The 16,901-nt window shown below is 55.4% G+C and carries 14 protein-coding genes and 6 tRNA genes; 7 read left to right on the top strand and 13 right to left on the bottom strand.

Features of this window, described 5'->3' with window-relative positions; genetic code table 11:
* Positions 1-13: 13 nt before the first annotated feature.
* A complete protein-coding gene (locus B3041_RS00515; protein WP_065648752.1) occupies positions 14-1,012 on the bottom strand; it encodes a bile acid:sodium symporter family protein in 999 nt (332 codons plus the stop codon).
* Between the two features lie 99 nt (positions 1,013-1,111).
* On the opposite strand from B3041_RS00515, the gene B3041_RS00510 reads away from it, so the two are divergent.
* Positions 1,112-2,032 (top strand): LysR family transcriptional regulator, encoded by a 921-nt coding sequence (locus B3041_RS00510; RefSeq protein WP_065648753.1) that lies wholly within the window; start codon positions 1,112-1,114, stop codon positions 2,030-2,032.
* Here B3041_RS00510 and B3041_RS00505 read toward each other — a convergent pair.
* The 5 genes from B3041_RS00505 to B3041_RS00485 form a co-directional block, all read right to left on the bottom strand.
* Entirely contained in the window at positions 2,029-2,364 is a 336-nt protein-coding gene (locus tag B3041_RS00505; protein ID WP_065648754.1) for a FlxA-like family protein, read from the bottom strand. The genes B3041_RS00510 and B3041_RS00505 overlap by 4 nt on opposite strands.
* 380 nt (positions 2,365-2,744) lie before the next feature.
* Positions 2,745-2,820 (bottom strand) — tRNA-Lys (locus B3041_RS00500).
* A 4-nt stretch (positions 2,821-2,824) separates the two neighbouring features.
* Positions 2,825-2,900, bottom strand: a tRNA-Val gene (locus B3041_RS00495).
* 38 nt (positions 2,901-2,938) lie between these two features.
* A tRNA-Val gene (locus B3041_RS00490) sits at positions 2,939-3,014 on the bottom strand.
* Positions 3,015-3,059: 45 nt separating this feature from the next.
* Positions 3,060-3,135, bottom strand: a tRNA-Val gene (locus B3041_RS00485).
* Between the two features lie 273 nt (positions 3,136-3,408).
* Here B3041_RS00485 and gltX point away from each other — a divergent pair.
* Positions 3,409-4,830: a glutamate--tRNA ligase gene (gene gltX / locus B3041_RS00480; protein WP_065648755.1), complete on the top strand. Its 1,422-nt coding sequence runs from the start codon at positions 3,409-3,411 to the stop codon at positions 4,828-4,830.
* A 77-nt stretch (positions 4,831-4,907) separates the two neighbouring features.
* Here gltX and B3041_RS00475 read toward each other — a convergent pair whose 3' ends face one another.
* Positions 4,908-5,261 (bottom strand): YfeC-like transcriptional regulator, encoded by a 354-nt coding sequence (locus B3041_RS00475; protein ID WP_065648756.1) that lies wholly within the window; start codon positions 5,259-5,261, stop codon positions 4,908-4,910.
* A 110-nt stretch (positions 5,262-5,371) separates the two neighbouring features.
* A complete protein-coding gene (locus B3041_RS00470) occupies positions 5,372-6,160 on the bottom strand; it encodes a formate/nitrite transporter family protein (RefSeq protein ID WP_065648757.1) in 789 nt (262 codons plus the stop codon).
* A 343-nt stretch (positions 6,161-6,503) separates the two neighbouring features.
* Here B3041_RS00470 and B3041_RS00465 point away from each other — a divergent pair.
* Positions 6,504-6,579: transfer RNA gene (locus B3041_RS00465), tRNA-Ala, on the top strand.
* 43 nt (positions 6,580-6,622) lie between these two features.
* A tRNA-Ala gene (locus B3041_RS00460) sits at positions 6,623-6,698 on the top strand.
* A gap of 234 nt (positions 6,699-6,932) precedes the next feature.
* Here B3041_RS00460 and B3041_RS00455 read toward each other — a convergent pair.
* Positions 6,933-8,123: a NupC/NupG family nucleoside CNT transporter gene (locus B3041_RS00455; RefSeq protein ID WP_039379419.1), complete on the bottom strand. Its 1,191-nt coding sequence runs from the start codon at positions 8,121-8,123 to the stop codon at positions 6,933-6,935.
* Between the two features lie 366 nt (positions 8,124-8,489).
* Here B3041_RS00455 and B3041_RS00450 point away from each other — a divergent pair, with 366 nt between their 5' ends.
* Complete coding sequence (locus B3041_RS00450) at positions 8,490-9,731, top strand: Nramp family divalent metal transporter (protein ID WP_065648760.1); 1,242 nt, start codon at positions 8,490-8,492, stop codon at positions 9,729-9,731.
* 34 nt (positions 9,732-9,765) lie between these two features.
* On the opposite strand, the gene B3041_RS00445 is transcribed toward B3041_RS00450, so the two are convergent.
* Positions 9,766-10,125, bottom strand: a complete 360-nt coding sequence (locus B3041_RS00445; RefSeq protein WP_065648761.1) for a DUF2502 domain-containing protein — start codon at positions 10,123-10,125, stop codon at positions 9,766-9,768.
* 148 nt (positions 10,126-10,273) lie between these two features.
* The gene (gene mgrA / locus B3041_RS00440; protein WP_292968447.1) at positions 10,274-11,263 is read right to left on the bottom strand and encodes an L-glyceraldehyde 3-phosphate reductase; all 990 of its coding nucleotides are present in this window, start codon (positions 11,261-11,263) and stop codon (positions 10,274-10,276) included.
* Positions 11,264-11,478: 215 nt separating this feature from the next.
* Between mgrA and B3041_RS00435 the strand changes: the two genes are divergently transcribed.
* On the top strand, positions 11,479-13,134 hold the full coding sequence (locus B3041_RS00435) for an alpha-keto acid decarboxylase family protein (RefSeq protein WP_292968444.1): 1,656 nt from the start codon (positions 11,479-11,481) through the stop codon (positions 13,132-13,134).
* A gap of 152 nt (positions 13,135-13,286) precedes the next feature.
* The gene (glk, locus tag B3041_RS00430; protein WP_065648764.1) at positions 13,287-14,252 is read left to right on the top strand and encodes a glucokinase; all 966 of its coding nucleotides are present in this window, start codon (positions 13,287-13,289) and stop codon (positions 14,250-14,252) included.
* A gap of 30 nt (positions 14,253-14,282) precedes the next feature.
* Here glk and B3041_RS00425 read toward each other — a convergent pair whose 3' ends face one another.
* Together B3041_RS00425 and B3041_RS00420 are read right to left on the bottom strand one after the other, a co-directional pair.
* On the bottom strand, positions 14,283-15,005 hold the full coding sequence (locus B3041_RS00425) for a LytR/AlgR family response regulator transcription factor (protein ID WP_065648765.1): 723 nt from the start codon (positions 15,003-15,005) through the stop codon (positions 14,283-14,285).
* The gene (locus B3041_RS00420) at positions 15,002-16,693 is read right to left on the bottom strand and encodes a sensor histidine kinase (RefSeq protein ID WP_292968506.1); all 1,692 of its coding nucleotides are present in this window, start codon (positions 16,691-16,693) and stop codon (positions 15,002-15,004) included. Before B3041_RS00420 ends, B3041_RS00425 begins: the two co-directional genes overlap by 4 nt.
* Positions 16,694-16,901 lie beyond the last annotated feature (208 nt).

The raw sequence follows: 16,901 nt of genomic DNA, 5'->3' as shown, positions 1-16,901 counted from the left end.
CGCGGGCTTTTTATTACGATTTCTGCGCTTCTGGCTGCTGCGCCAGCTGCTTTTCATTCCCTGCTTTATAGCGCTGAGCAATGAACGAACAGATCATCAGCTGTACCTGATGAAAGATCATCAGCGGCAGGACAATAATACCCACCGCGCTGGCCGGGAAAAGAATGTTCGCCATCGGCACACCGTTCGCGAGGCTCTTTTTTGAACCGCAAAACAGCACCACGATTTCATCAGCCCGGCTGAAACCAAACAGTCGTGAAGCACCGATATTGATTGCCAGAGCAATCAGCAGCAGCAGCAGGCTGCCCGCCAGGATCCACAGCAGGGTATCCACACCGACGCGATGCCAGATGCCATTCACAACCGCTTCGCTGAATGCGGAGTAGACAACCAGCAGAATTGAGGTTTGATCGGTTTTGCCAATCAGGCTGCGATGCTTTTCCACCCAGCCGCCAATCCAGCGGCGGGAGAGGTGACCAATAACAAACGGCACCAGCAGCTGCATCATAATCTTACCAATCTGCTCCAGACCGTTGCTCGGTGCCGCACTGTGGACGTTCATCACCAGATTGACCAGTAAGGGAGAGATGAACACGCCCAGCAGGCTGGACGCTGACGCAGCACAGACCGCAGCCGCGACATTGCCGCCCGCCATAGAGGTAAAGGCAATAGATGACTGCACGGTGGCAGGCAGAATGCAGAGGTAGAGAAAGCCGGTATAAATTTCAGGCCCGACATTAACCGGGTGCCACCAGACCAGCAGCAGTCCCAGCGCCGGAAAAATCACAAACGTACTGCACATAATCCACAGGTGCAGACGCCAGTGGCTGCTGCCGGCAATAATCTTTTCACGCGACAGTTTGGCACCGTGCATGAAGAAGAGCAGGGCGATAGCGGCCGTAGTGAGGTATTCGAAAAAGTCGACAAAACCGCCGCGCGCCGGCAGAAAGCTGGCCAGCAGCACGGTAATGATGAGTTTAATCATCATGGGATCGAGTCGTAAAAAGCCCATTGTTAATGTCCGGTTAAAAGAAAAAGTCTGGCAGAGATTGTGCGTCAGGTACGTTTAGAAATAAAATTGATTTATTGCATTAATCTATGAGCATAATCGATGAATTATACGTTGCGTCAGCTGCGAACCTTTGTCGCGGTTGCCCGTCAGAGAAGCTTCAGTCAGGCGGGACAGCTGATAGGGTTAAGTCAGTCGGCGGTCAGCCACAGTGTGAAAGAGCTGGAGGCGGAAATAGGCGTGCGCCTGCTGGACCGGACAACGCGTGAGGTACTGCTGACCGGGGCAGGGCAGCAGCTGGCAACCCGGCTGACGCGCCTGCTGGAAGAGCTGAATACTACGCTGCTGGATGTACGCAGTTACGGCGAGCAACGCAGCGGCACCGTGCGGGTTGCAGCCAGCCAGACGCCGTCTGCGCATCTGATGCCGCAATGTCTGGCCAGCACGCAGCAGCACTATCCCGATATCCGCGTGATCCTGCACGACAGGGTGCAGCAGGCGGTGCTGCAAAGCGTGCGCAATGCAGAAGTTGATTTTGGCATTGTGATTGGCCCACTGGGTGACGCAGAGTTTGATGCCGAAGAGATCCTGCAGGAGCCTTTTCTGCTGCTGTGTCACCAAAATGACGCGCTGGCGCAAACAGAGACAGTGACCTGGGCGATGCTGACAGATCGCAATATGGTATTGCAGGATTATGCATCAGGCAGCCGGATGCTGGTTGATGCGATATTGCAGCAGCTGGCAATCGGCGTGAATGTCGTACAGGAGATTGGTCATCCGGCTACGCTCTACCCGATGGTGGAAGCGGGCATCGGCATCAGTATTTTACCGGCCCTGGCGCTGCCGCTGCCTTCAGGGCGTAAACTGGTGGTACGCCGGCTTTATCCGGAGATGAACCGTAGCCTGATGCTGATCAAACGTAAAAACCGTTCGCTTACGCCAGCTGCTGAAGCGGTCTGGCAGGAGGTGCGCCAGCAGGCAGCGCTGCTGACGCACAATCGCTCACTCTACCCGGCGTTTTAGATATAGACGTCGAGCTGGTTGTCTTGCGTTGGCCGGTTGATGCCGTCGGCTCTGGCACTGGCCGGCTGTTCAGTTTGCTGCTGCTGCTCTGCTTTTTCCGCTTCGCGTTGCTGGATCTGAGCAATCTGTGCATACAGCATCTGAATCTGGCTCTCCAGCATCTGCTGCTGTTCTGATTTTTGCTCCTGCGTCAGCGTATGATCGTCTGCCAGAGATTTAAGCTGGCTGGTAATCGCGGCGATCTGTTTATTAATCCCGGCAATCTCGGAGGCTGCTCCGCCCCCGCTGCTGCCACCTGTTCCGATGCTGCTGATACCTGATATTGCTGTCATGATTTTCTCCTTGCCATAGACCCTGAAGGTTATCGGCAGCAGCAGCAAAGGCTTCAGGTGTGCCGCCCGGATGTTGAGGCCGCGCTGATTTCAGGGCCGCATTAATGCGGCCCCTGCGTATCATGAAACCGCAGGGGCGGCATTAATGCCGCCCTGGGTCGGGTATATCGCAAAAACAGGGCCGCATGAATGCGGCCCCTGCGTATCATGAAACCGCAGGGGCGGCATTAATGCCGCCCTGGGTCGGGTATATCGCATAAAACAGGGCTGCATTAATGCCGCCCCTGCAGGTGCGATCAGCGTGGTTTGTTTGCAGGGGCGTCATTGATGACGCCCGAAAGAAACAAAAAAAGCGCCCATAGGGCGCTTTTTTCTGAATTTGGTGGGTCGTGCAGGATTCGAACCTGCGACCAATTGATTAAAAGTCAACTGCTCTACCAACTGAGCTAACGACCCGAAGTGGTGGGTGATGACGGGTTCGAACCGCCGACCCCCTCCTTGTAAGGGAGATGCTCTACCAACTGAGCTAATCACCCACTTCGGTACTTCTTTAACAGGCTGCCTGACTAAGATATGGTGGGTGATGACGGGTTCGAACCGCCGACCCCCTCCTTGTAAGGGAGATGCTCTACCAACTGAGCTAATCACCCATATCTTATCTCTTACTACCTGTTCACTGCGGGCCACCTTAAGAGTGGTGGGTGATGACGGGTTCGAACCGCCGACCCCCTCCTTGTAAGGGAGATGCTCTACCAACTGAGCTAATCACCCCCGCTGTGTGGAGTCGCATTATAGGGATCCTTCGAAGTGAGTCAACGCTTTTTAAAATTAAAATGTTCGTTCGCTTTAAAAATAGTCACCCTGAAGGGGTTTTAGCCAATGTGCTGGTTTTATTAGCAGAAAAAGCCATTTGCGCGGCGGCAGGGGCGGTGAGAGTGATTGAGGAATCATCCCCACCTGCTAGAATGTGCGCACTGTTTTTTCGCGTTAACCTGTTTTTTTGTCATCCAGACAAGGAAACCTGCGCATCTAAGGCAATGCTGAATGAAAATTAAAACCCGCTTCGCCCCCAGCCCGACCGGCTACCTGCACGTTGGAGGCGCCCGCACCGCGCTTTACTCCTGGCTTTTCGCACGTCATTACGAAGGCGAGTTTGTCCTGCGTATTGAGGATACCGACCTGGAGCGCTCCACGCCGGAAGCGATTGAAGCCATCATGGATGGCATGAACTGGCTGAGTCTTGACTGGGATGAAGGCCCTTATTATCAGACCAAACGGTTTGACCGCTATAACCACGTCATTGATGAAATGCTGGAAGCGGGCACCGCCTATAAGTGCTACTGCTCCCGAGAGCGCCTCGATGCACTGCGTGAAGAGCAGATGGCTAACGGCGAGAAGCCACGCTATGACGGTCGCTGCCGCGACAGCCATGAACATCACGCCGCTGATGAACCCTGCGTGGTGCGCTTCCGTAATCCGCAGGATGGCTCCGTCATTTTTGACGATCAGATCCGCGGCCCGATTGAATTCAGCAATCAGGAGCTGGACGATCTGATCATCCGTCGTACCGATGGTTCGCCTACCTACAACTTCTGTGTAGTGGTGGATGACTGGGACATGGGGATCACGCACGTTATCCGTGGTGAAGATCACATTAATAACACCCCGCGTCAGATCAACATTCTGAAGGCGATTGGCGCGCAGGTTCCTGTTTACGCGCACGTCTCAATGATTCTCGGGGATGATGGCAAAAAACTCTCCAAGCGTCACGGCGCAGTAGGCGTCATGCAGTATCGCGACGATGGCTATCTGCCGGAAGCGCTGCTTAACTACCTGGTTCGCCTGGGCTGGTCACATGGCGATCAGGAGATCTTTAGCATCCCTGAGATGAAATCACTGTTTACGCTGGATGCGGTCAGCAAATCAGCCAGCGCTTTCAACACTGAAAAGCTGCAGTGGCTGAACCACCACTATATTACGACGCTGCCGCCTGAGTATGTGGCAACGCATCTGCAGTGGCACATTGAACAGCAGCAGATCGATACCCGTACCGGACCCGAGCTGGCAAAACTGGTGACGCTGCTGGGCGACCGCTGCAAAACGCTGGTGGAGATTGCCGCCTCATGCCGCTACTTCTATGAAGAGTTTGATGCTTTTGATGCCGATGCCGCGAAGAAACATCTGCGCCCGGTTGCGCGTCAGCCGCTGGAGCAGGTCCGCGATAAGCTGGCTGCCCTGAGCGACAGTGACTGGAATGCAGAGCAGATTCACCATGCGATTCAGAGCGCGGCGGATGAACTTGAGCTGGGGATGGGTAAAGTGGGCATGCCGCTGCGTGTCGCCGTTACCGGAGCAGGGCAGTCGCCGGCGCTGGATGTCACCGTTGAAGCGATTGGCCGCAGCCGCAGCGTAGCGCGTATTGATAAAGCGCTGGCATTTATTGCTGAGCGCGAAGCTAACGCCTGACAGTTTATCGCTCTCGCTCGCTGCGGGAGCGTTATCGGGCACAACAAAAAAGCCGGAAGCAGCTGCCTCCGGCTTTTTTATGCATCCTGAATACCCAGCCTTTCCAGTACACCGCGGATCCCTTCACGCAGTAAAAGGGCGGCGAGCTGGTCCTGTTCTGTCGGCGTCATTTGCTGGACAGAATTTATTAATAACGCAGGTAACGTATTCTGCTGGGCGGCGTAATTTGCGGCCGGTTCACTGGCGTGGCGGGTGGACTGAATAAAGCTTTTCACCCGCTCATCGATATGGATCAAACGCGCTTTGCCGCCCTGTACACCGGGCTTAGGCGTGGTGGTCCAGTTTTCGCGTTTGATCCATTTGTTCACCGTCTGCCGACTGTAGCCCGTTTCAAGCGCGAGCTCTTCGGGGGTTAGCCATTCCTTTTTCACGATGCTGTCCCTGTTGAATACATTAGCTCTACATATTACAACAAAACGTTACTGGGAAAAGTAATCCGGACAGAAAATGCTTTTTACGACCAATAAAAGACATTAATAGGTTACGAGGCTTCGCGTGCAACCGCCTGTTCAGGGCGGAAGGCCAGGAAATAGGTCAGACCGACGAAAATGGCTCCCCCTACGGCGTTGCCGAGGAACACGGCAATAACGTTAGGCGCAAACTCGACCCAGCTCATCTGACCCGCAAAGATAGCCGCCGGCACAATAAACATATTCGCTACGACGTGCTGGAAACCAATGGCAACGAACGCCATCACCGGGAACCACATTCCCATGATCTTGCCCACCATATCTTTACTGGCAAATGCCAGCCACACGGCCAGGCAGACCAGCCAGTTGCAGCCCACACCAGAGATAAAGGCATGCAGGAAATCGGCGCTGACTTTAGCGTGTGCAATGGCAACGGTTTTTTTCAGGTAATCGCCTTCCGTCATGCCCAGCATATGCCCAAAGAACCACGCAACGGCCACGCTGCCGATAAAGTTCGCAAGCGTAACCCAGAACCAGTTACGCAGTACGCTCAGGCCGCTGATACGGCGGGCAAACCACGCCACCGGCAGCGTCATCATATTGCCCGTCAGCAGCTCGCCGCCGGCCAGCACGGTCAGAATCAGACCCACCGGGAACACGGCGGCCCCCAGGAAGCTGGAGAATGAGCCCCATTCGGCAGGCAGCTGGTTAATGACGTGCAGATCCAGCAGGAAGCCGGTAGCGATAAAGGCACCAGCCATAAAGCCAAGGATTAATAGGGTTGAAACGGGCAGACGGCTTTTAGCCACGCCAGCCTGAATCGCCAGCTGGGCGATCTCTTTGGGAGTATGTAGCGACATAATTCTCTTTTTCTTTTATTAAACAATGGGATGGTTTTTTCCGGTTATTAAGGTGCTTACCCTGGCAGGTTAACCGGTTAATTAGCGTGCGAAGTTTTACACGGACCATTAACGAAAACAAGCCTGGCGCTAACATCTTTAACCTGAATGTAACCGGCCAGCGCGCTGCTTTTCGGGCACAACAGAGAGGCAGAGAGAATGAAGGGTGAAAAAAAGGTCAGCACAACACGGGTTTGCCGTCTTTTTCAGCGATTGAACACAGAACGAGAATTTGCCGTTGACACACTCAAGGCGGTTTCATATTATGCCGTCCGTCGGGTCTGCCCGGCAGTTTTTTCGGTACGGGGCTATAGCTCAGCTGGGAGAGCGCTTGCATGGCATGCAAGAGGTCAGCGGTTCGATCCCGCTTAGCTCCACCAAACCGCGCCCAACGGTTTGCACCGAAAAAATGATTCCAGATGTGGGGGTATAGCTCAGCTGGGAGAGCGCTTGCATGGCATGCAAGAGGTCAGCGGTTCGATCCCGCTTATCTCCACCAAATCTTTGTTGTTATCTGACTCTTTCCTCTGATTTCCAGTTTCTTCCTGCGTAACGCTTCTCTGTCAGTTCTGGCTGCAACTCTGCTGTCTGCAACGCACGCTTTATAGCGGCGGCTATTCCGTTTGCGAAAATGAAGGATGCGCAGAAAGCGCGGAGAAAAGCGGGACGTGTTGCACTGAGGGCAGGCTGGCAGGCACAAGAGAGCAGGGCGGGCCGAAGCCCGCCCGGAGAATCAGAACGCGAGTACCAGACCGGCAATCGCAGCAGAGAGTACGCTGACCAGCGTAGAGCCGTAGAGCAGCTTCAGACCAAAGCGGGATACCACATTGCCCTGTTCTTCGTGCAGGCCTTTGATCGCGCCGGCAACAATGCCGATGGATGAGAAGTTAGCGAACGACACCAGGAACACCGAAAGGATGCCCTCGGCGTTCGGTGACAGCTGGCCCGCGACTTTCTGCAGATCCATCATCGCCACAAATTCGTTAGAAACCAGTTTGGTAGCCATGATACTGCCAACCTGCAGCGCTTCATGAGCCGGAACACCCATTACCCAGGCAAACGGATAGAAGACATAGCCCAGCACACCCTGGAAGCTGATGCCGAAAATCAGGTCAAACAGCGCATTCAGTCCGGAGATCAGGGCGATGAAGCCAATCAGCATAGCGGCAACGATGATCGCCACTTTAAAACCGGCAAGAATATATTCACCCAGCATCTCAAAGAAGCTCTGACCTTTATGCAGGTCCTGCAGCTGCAGATCTTCTTCGTTTTCTACGCGGTAAGGGTTGATCAGCGACAGAACAATAAAGGTACTGAACATATTCAGCACCAGCGCGGCGACCACATATTTCGGCTGCAGCATGGTCATGTAGGCGCCAACAATCGACATCGATACGGTCGACATAGCGGTAGCCGCCATGGTGTACATACGGCGCTGCGACATTTTGCCAAGAATATCTTTATACGCGATGAAGTTTTCTGACTGTCCCAGAATCAGAGAACTGACGGCGTTGAAAGACTCCAGCTTGCCCATGCCGTTTACTTTTGACAGCACGGTTCCGATACCGCGTATGATCCACGGCAGAATGCGAAAATGCTGCAAAATACCGATCAGCGCAGAGATAAAGACGATAGGGCATAAAACATTAAGGAAGAAGAAGGCGAGGCCCTTTTCATTCATGCCGCCAAAAACAAAGTTAGTGCCTTCCCCGGCATACTTCAGCAGGTAATCAAACATGCTGGCAAAGCCTTTAACAAAGCCCAGGCCGGCTTCAGAGGTCAGGAAAAACCACGCCAGCAGGAGTTCAATCACTAAAAGCTGTGCAATATAGCGAAAGCGAATACTTTTACGGTCGTGACTGACCAGCAGGGCCAGCACGCCGACGACCACCAGTGCTAAAAGGAAATGCAAAATATGGGACATATCGGCTCCAAATTTGAGGAGGGTTGTATTTTGCTGCGTATTCTATGTAACACGTTACTTAAAAACGAGATCAAACCCGCATTATAAGTATTCAGTATCGCAATTTTTTCCGGATAACTCTGCCTGCTCACATCACCGTAACAAACTGCTCACACAATTTATCCACACAGAGATTGTTTATAATTTGTTCCGGGCGTAGAGTAAAACCGGGCTATGCTTTGCCTGTGGCCGATCTTTGCGTTGATGTATAGCATTGGCTATACTTTATAGCACCATCTATTACTGCGATAAATATAACCAGATTTTACTCGCCTGTAAGCCTCTTTAAACTCAACGGGTCTACACGCGTCAGGACAGGATCACACTATGTCAGAAAGTCGCACCGCAGAGCGCGCCGCCCGCGGAGCCAGAAAACTCAAGCTTGCCCTGCTTGGACCGGCATTCATTGCCGCTATCGGTTATATCGATCCGGGTAATTTTGCCACCAATATCCAGGCAGGAGCGGCCTATGGCTATAAGCTGCTGTGGGTGGTGGTGTGGGCAAACGTAATGGCCATGCTGATCCAGCTGATGTCGGCCAAACTGGGGATCGCCACCGGTAAAAATCTGGCGGAGCACATACGCGACCGTTTTCCACGTCCCGCCGTCTGGTTCTACTGGGTGCAGGCCGAAATCATCGCGATGGCGACTGACCTGGCGGAGTTTATCGGCGCGGCACTGGGCTTTAAACTGCTGCTGGGCATTTCACTTCTGCAGGGTGCGGTACTGACGGGAATTGCGACATTTTTGATCCTGATGCTGCAAAGCCGTGGACAGAAACCCCTGGAGCGGGTGATTGGTGGCCTGCTGCTGTTTGTCGCCGCAGCCTATATTGTGGAACTCTTTTTTTCTCAGCCCAGCGTCAGTCAGCTCCTCACCGGTATGGCTCTGCCTTCGCTGCCGGGCTCTGATGCGGTATTTCTGGCAGCCGGTGTACTGGGTGCAACCATTATGCCGCACGTTATCTATCTGCATTCAGCGCTGACTCAGCACGGTAATAAAGGCACTAAAGCAGAACGTTACTCCTCTACCAAGCTGGATGTGGCGATCGCCATGACCATTGCCGGTTTCGTTAACCTGGCGATGATGGCTACGGCAGCGGCGGCGTTTCACTTCAGCGGACACACCTCCATTGTTGATCTCGATCAGGCGTACCTGACGCTGGAACCGCTGCTCGGGCAGGCCGCGGCAATTGTCTTTGGGCTGAGCCTGGTGGCGGCCGGACTCTCTTCCACGGTGGTCGGCACCCTGGCAGGGCAGGTGGTGATGCAGGGCTTTATCCGGTTTCATATTCCGCTGTGGGTCCGGCGGGTAATTACCATGCTGCCCTCGTTTATTGTTATCTGGGCTGGCTGGGACCCGACGCGCATCCTGGTGATGAGTCAGGTGCTGCTGAGCTTTGGCATCGCGCTGGCGCTGATCCCGCTGCTGGCATTTACCGGTAATCGTGAACTGATGGGAGATGAACTGGTCAACTCCCGCCTGATGCAGAACACCGGCCGGCTGATTGTGATGCTGGTGGTGGCACTGAACATCTATTTACTGGTGGGGGAGGCGCTCGGCTGGTAGCGTAAAAACCGGCGCGAAAGCGCCGGGAGAGGGATCAGTGATGGTGGTCATGATGATCATGATGATGATGCGGCGGGCCACCGTGTCGCCAGTGCTCGCGACGTTCCCGCTCATGCCGGCGTCGTTCATGTTCGCGGTCGCGCTCCCACGCTTTATGACGCTTCCACTCTTCATGACGCCACCAGCGATGCTCATTATACTGGTAGCGATCGTTCCACCAGCGCGGTTCACGCCAGTTGCCGCCATCCCAGTAATAGCCGCGACGGTCGCGTTCACCCAGCTGTAAACTGACGCCGGGAGCAAGATTGATGGTAGCGCTGGTAGCATGGGCTGTGTGTGGCACCAGCGGCGATAATGTTGCCAGCAAAACGGCAACGAAAAGTGCAGATTTCATGTTATCTCCTTGCGACAGCTTATCACTGCTGTCGTCAGGCCAGTGTGCCACATCGGACCAGCTTAGCCTTGAGATTTAGTCTGAAAAAACACGACGGCAGCAGATTATGTGGGCTGTTAATAGTCTCTGCTGCCGTAAAAGAGAGCGGTTACATCAGGATCTGATCAATAGACTGCAGCTCTTCAGAGGTAAGCGCCGGCTGGCTCAGCATGGCTACTGCATCGTCAATCTGCGCGGTTTTGCTGGCACCAATCAGCACAGAAGTGATGCGTGGATCGCGTAATACCCAGCTGAGCGCCATCTGCGCCAGCTTCTGCCCGCGCTGCTGCGCCAGCGCCTGCAACTGCCGGACTCTTTCCATTTTCTCTGCGGTAAGCTGGTCCTCATTCAGAAATTTACTGCCGCTGGCGGCGCGTGAATCCTGCGGAACACCCTGTAAATAGCGATCGGTCAGTATGCCGCCCGCCAGCGGCGAAAAGGCGATGCAGCCGGTTCCCTGTTCGCCCAGCACATCCAGCAGACCCTGTTCAGGACCGCGTTCAAACAGAGAATAACGTGGCTGATGAATCAGACACGGCGTGCCCAGTTCACGCAGCAGCGCTATAGCGCGTGCGGCCTGCTCAGCCGGATAATTAGAAAGCGCAACGTAGAGCGCTTTCCCCTGACGCACGCAATGGTCGAGCGCGCGCATCGTCTCTTCCAGCGGCGTATGCGGATCGGGACGATGATGATAAAAGATATCCACATACTCCAGACCCATGCGTTTCAGGCTCTGATCGAGACTGGCAATCAGGTATTTACGCGACCCCCAGTCACCATAGGGGCCATCCCACATGGTGTATCCCGCTTTAGTCGAAATCACCAGCTCATCGCGCAGACCGGAAAAATCCTCCCGTAAAATACGGCCAAAGTTACTCTCTGCTGAGCCGGGCGGCGGGCCATAGTTATTGGCCAAATCGAAATGGGTAATACCGCAGTTAAAGGCGTGACGCAGCAGTTCGCGACTGGTATCAACGCGCGTCGCATCACCAAAGTTGTGCCAGAGTCCCAGTGAAATAGCGGGCAGTTTCAGGCCGCTTTGGCCACTGCGACGATAGTGCATCTGCTGATAACGATCGGGATGAGGAAAAACAGGCATGGCTTGAGGTTATCCTGTAATAAAAAAGCGTATTCTGGCCGCTCAGTGTATGCGTTTACACTGCGCTAAAAAGCGTGAAAGATCCCATTCTGCAGAGAGATATCATGCCGTAACGAATGCTTGCCATTGCGCCCGGTGCGATCGCGATGAAAAAGTCGCTTCATTTCAGACCCATCACTGATACTCCAGAACATTCCCCCTGGAAGGAGCATCAGATGAAGACGTTCACCGTAAGCGACTATCTGTTACAGCGGCTGGAACAGGCTGGCATCCGTCACCTGTTTGGGGTGCCGGGCGATTACAATCTGCAGTTTCTCGACAGCGTGATCGCCCATCCGGCTATTACCTGGGTAGGCTGTGCCAATGAGCTTAATGCCGCCTATGCGGCTGACGGCTATGGTCGCTGTCAGGGAGCGGCGGCACTGCTGACCACCTTTGGCGTAGGCGAACTGAGCGCGATTAACGGCATCGCCGGCAGCTACGCCGAATATGTGCCGGTGATCCAGATTGTCGGTGCGCCGGCGCTGACGGTGCAGCAGCAGGGGGAGTGCGTACACCATTCGCTGGGTGACGGCGACTTTCATCCTTTCCTGCGTATGGCACAGGAGGTGAATGCCGCAACAGCGGTGCTGACGGCAGAAAACGCTGCAGCGGAGATTGACCGCGTGGTGAGCGTTGCGCTGCATGAACACCGGCCGGGTTATCTGCTGCTGGCGGTAGATGTCGCCGCGGCTGCGATAATCCCGCCATTAGCACGCGCTGAGCCGCACAGTGAAAACGCAGATGTCGCCGCCGCGTTTGCGGCGGCGGCTGAGCGTCTGCTGGCACCGGCACAGCGCGTGGCGCTGCTGGCTGACTTTCTCGCCGCTCGCTGGGGCGTAGCCGCGCAGCTGGCCGGATTGCGCGAGCTGCGCGCGATCCCGGCAGCGACGCTGCTGATGGGCAAAGGGGTCCTGAATGAGCAGCAGGCCGGTTTTGTCGGCACGTACGCGGCGGCGGGCAGCAGCGTGGCCATTCGGCAGGCAATTGAGGCGACGGATGTCACGCTGTGCGCAGGCGTGCGCTTCACCGATACCCTGACCGCTGGCTTCACCCAGCAGCTGCCTTCTGAGCGCCTTATCGATATTCAGCCGTTTTATACCAGCGTGGCGGGTGAACGCTTTGTGCTCACGATGAAAGAGGCGCTGGCCGCGCTGCAGCCGGTTTATCAGCGTCACTGCCAGCGCTGGGCAACCGGAGAGAGCATGAAGTGCGAGGAAAACCAGCAGATCGCTGCAGGGATAATCACTCAGCAGGCATTCTGGCAGGCAATACAGCACTTCCTGCTGCCGGGTGATATTATCCTCGCCGATCAGGGCACGGCGGCATTTGGCGCTGCGGCCCTGCAGCTGCCGGAAGGGGCGCAGCTGCTGGTACAGCCGCTGTGGGGCTCGATTGGCTATACGCTGCCTGCGGCGTTTGGTGCACAGACAGCACGGCCCGACCGCCGGGTGATCCTGATCATTGGCGATGGCTCAGCGCAGCTGACCATTCAGGAGCTGGGCTCCATGCAGCGGGACGGCCAGCGCCCGGTTATTTTCCTTATCAATAACGATGGCTATACCGTAGAGCGGGCCATTCACGGCCCGGAACAGCGTTATAATGACATTGCGCGCTGGAACTGGACCGCACTGCCGCAGGCAATGAGCCTGGAAGGGGCGGCGCAGAGCTGGCGGGTCAGTGAAACCGCGCAGCTGGAGGCCGCGATGGCGGTGGTCAGCGAAACCGCGCGTTTGTCGCTGATTGAAGTGGTAATGGAGAAACAGGATCTGCCGCCGCTGCTGCGTAAAGTCACCGCAGCCCTGCACCAGCGTAATAGTGGTGCAGTTTAAGAAAGTTGCCTCTATACAGATGGCCTGACAATCGCCAGGCTGTGCATCACACTGGATTAACCGCGTCCGCCTCACCGGCGGGCGTTGTTGTTTTATTGGCAGGCTTCTATAGTGTTTGCCACTATTTATGACCCAAGCGGAGCAGCAGAAGAATGACAAAATACGCCCTGGTCGGCGATGTGGGCGGCACCAACGCTCGTCTCGCGCTGTGTGAGGTTGAGACCGGCGCCATCTCACACGCCAAAACATTCTCCACATCAGACTACGACAATCTTGAAGCCGTTATCCGTTTTTATCTGGCGGAGCAGCAGCAGGCAGTGACGGATGGCTGTATTGCTATCGCCTGTCCGATCACCGAAGACTGGGTCGAGATGACCAACCACGACTGGGCATTCTCAACGCGTCAGATGAAACAGAATCTGGGCTTCAGCACGCTGGAAATTATCAACGACTTCACCGCCGTCTCCATGGCGATCCCGATGCTGACAGACAATGAAGTGATCCAGTTTGGCGGAAAAGCACCGGTTAAAGATAAGCCGATTGCCATTTACGGCGCGGGTACCGGACTGGGCGTCAGCCATCTGGTACATGTGAATCAGCGCTGGGTCAGTCTGCCGGGCGAGGGCGGACACGTCGATTTCGCGCCAAACAGCGAAGAGGAAGATCAGATCCTTGAAGTGCTGCGGGCAGAAATGGGCCACGTTTCGGCCGAGCGCGTGCTGTCAGGTGCCGGACTGGTTAATCTTTACCGCGCGATTGTGAAATCAGACGCGCGTGAGCCGCAAAACCTCAAGCCAAAAGATGTGACCGAGCGTGCATTGCAGGATACCTGTATCGACTGCCGCCGCGCGCTGACGCTGTTCTGCGTGATTATGGGACGCTTTGGCGGGAACCTGGCGCTGAATCTCGGCACTTTTGGTGGCGTCTATATTGCGGGCGGCATCGTGCCGCGTTTCCTGGAGTTTTTCAAAGCCTCCGGCTTCCGCGCGGCATTTGAAGACAAAGGGCGCTTCCGCGACTATCTGGTCGATATTCCGGTGTATATGATCACACACGATCAGCCCGGCCTGCTGGGTGCCGGTGCGCATCTGCGTCAGGCGCTGGGTCGCGTGCTCTGAGGTACCGGCGGACGGCGCGGGTCGTCCGCCTTACAGCCGCATCAGCTGCCGGAACGGTCTGGCTTTACTGCGGCTTACCGGAACCTGCGCCTCCAGATCGCGCAGCTTCACCAGATAGGTATTATTAAACCACGGCTCTATCTCGCGAATTTTACTCAGATTCACGCAGTAAGAGCGATGACAGCGAAAAAACAGCGTCTCCGGCAGCCGGCTGCAGAATTCACTGATGGCCACCGACATGACGTAAGCTTCCCGCCGCGTATAAACAAACGTCAGCTTCTCATGCGCTTCCACATAGTAAATATCGTTGATATCGGTAACGATAATGCGCTCATCTTTCTGCAGATTTACCGTCTGTGGCGTGACTGCCAGGCTGCTCTGCAGCGGCGGCGGCTGCGTGGCGGCCTCCAGCTTGTTCAGCATGGTGATAATGCGCGCCTCATGATAGGGCTTAAGGATGTAATCAAAGGCGTCGAGTTCGAATGCCTCCACCGCATGATCTTTCCAGGCGGTGATAAAAACAATCAGGGGCTTGTGGGTAAACTGATGAATATTCTGCGCCAGCAGCATGCCGTCCAGCGACGGAATATTAATATCGAGAAAAATCACGTCAACCCGATGCGTCTGCAGATATTTCAGTACATCCAGCCCGTCATCAAAGCTTGCTTCTACGGTGATCTGACTGTGCTGCTGAATCATCCAGCTAAGCTCCTGGCGCGCCAGAAACTCATCTTCCACAATTATGGCTTTCATACTGTCATTTCCGGTTGAACGCTGAGGGCGGCAGGCAGAGGCTGGCTGGTTTTCGGCAGGCTAAAGGCGATTTCTGTCCCCGGCTGGTGACGCACAATCATTAGCCCCTGGCCGGTCAGTAATCTGACACGGTGGTGGACATTCAGCAGGCCGATTTTATTGCCCGGCATCTCATTGCGCGCAACGCGACTGACCACCTCGTCGCTGATCCCCGGGCCGGTATCGCGTACTGCGATACGTACCCGTTCGCCAAGATCTTTCACGCTGAGCGTTACCACACCTTTGCCGCGGCACGGCTGAATACCGTGCACGATGGCATTCTCCACCAGAGGCTGAATCAGCAGGCTGGGCAGACTGAAGTGCAGATCGTCGTCGATATCGTAGATCATCGACAATTTATCGCCGAAACGCGCCTGCTCGATGGCAATATAATCTTTTACCTGCCAGAGCTCTTTCTTGATATCGATCAGTTGATCCTCATTGAGTTCCAGGTTGTAACGCAGGTAACGCGACAGGTTGATAACCAGCTGACGGGCGGTATCGGGATTCATCCGGATTGATGCCGAGATCGCGTTCAGGGCGTTAAACAGAAAATGAGGGTTAATTTTGCTCTGCAGCGCACGCAGTTCAGCTTTATTCGCCATCTCGCGCAGCTGTTCAGCGCGCGACACCTCCAGCTGGGTCGAGATAATCTGCGACAGCCCGATGGCCATCTCTTTCAGCGAGCCGGTAATGCGGTGCGCCCGGCGATAGTAAATTTTCAGCGTGCCGGTCACCTGGCCCTGTTCCCAGAGCGGGATCACCAGCATAGAGTGAATATCGCGCGTGCGGTGCGCTTCATCATTGTTTTTAATAATGATTTTTCCGCTGGCAATCGCCTGCGCGGTGGTAGGGCTGATGCCATCGTCGCCATTGTGATAGTTCTGTTCGCCATAGCCGACATACGCCTGGATTTGCTGCGTATTGGTAATTGCCACCGCGTCAGCGTGGATGTCGCGCCGGATAATATCGCACACTTCGCGCAGTGCATCGCTGTTTACCTGACGAAACAGCGGCAGCGTTTTATTCGCTATCTCCAGCGCCAGTTTGGCCTGCCGGGCGGCAATCGCCTCTTTTTCACCTTCTACGCTCTGCACCAGCAGCACAATCAGTCCGATACTGGAGGCGCCCAGAATCATCGGCAGAGCGATTTCAGAGACAATCGTCAGGCCGAGCGCTGCAGGCTTTGCCCAGAACAGGATCAGCAGCATGGTCAGCCCCTCGCACAGCATGCCGCCCACGATGCCAGCGCCCCAGCGCTGCTCCTTGCTGACCCGGCGATTAATTACGCCTGAAGCGATACCGGCAATAATACTGGTGATCAGGCAGGGGACTGACGTGACGCCATCGATGTCGATCAGGAAACGGTGCAGCCCGGCAATGACGCCGGTGGTCACGCCTACCCAGGGACCAAACAGAATACCGCCCGCCATCACCGCAATCACCCGGACGTTCAGCAGCGAGCCATCTACCGCCACGCCGGACCAGGTGCTGAATAGCGCAAACAGCGAGAAAATCAGGGTGACGATCGCTTTCTCGTTCAGCGTGTGCTCATCTTTCTGCAGCAGCTGGCGCAGCACGCGGGTACGGGTAAGGAAAAACAGGCAAATCAGCATCAGCGCTGCGCGATCAAACACCGCCAGCAGCATGTCAAAATGGAAGGGCACAGGCGTTTCCGGGACAGAACATTCATGGCGTCATGATAAAAAATGCGCGCGCAATGTGCCAGCATGGCGCTGGGGGTTTAACGGGCCGCATAAATGCGGCCCCTGCGGGATGTATAACGCCCGCGGCCCCTGTGGAGGCGCGTAGGGGCGCCATTAATGGCGCCCTGGGTTAACGGGCCGCATAAATGCG

The organism is Pantoea sp. UBA4549, assembly GCF_002387285.1.
Classification (GTDB): Bacteria; Pseudomonadota; Gammaproteobacteria; order Enterobacterales; family Enterobacteriaceae; genus Pantoea; species Pantoea borealis.
Note: the sequence above shows the minus strand (reverse complement) of the source record. Positions and strands in the feature narration are given on the sequence as shown.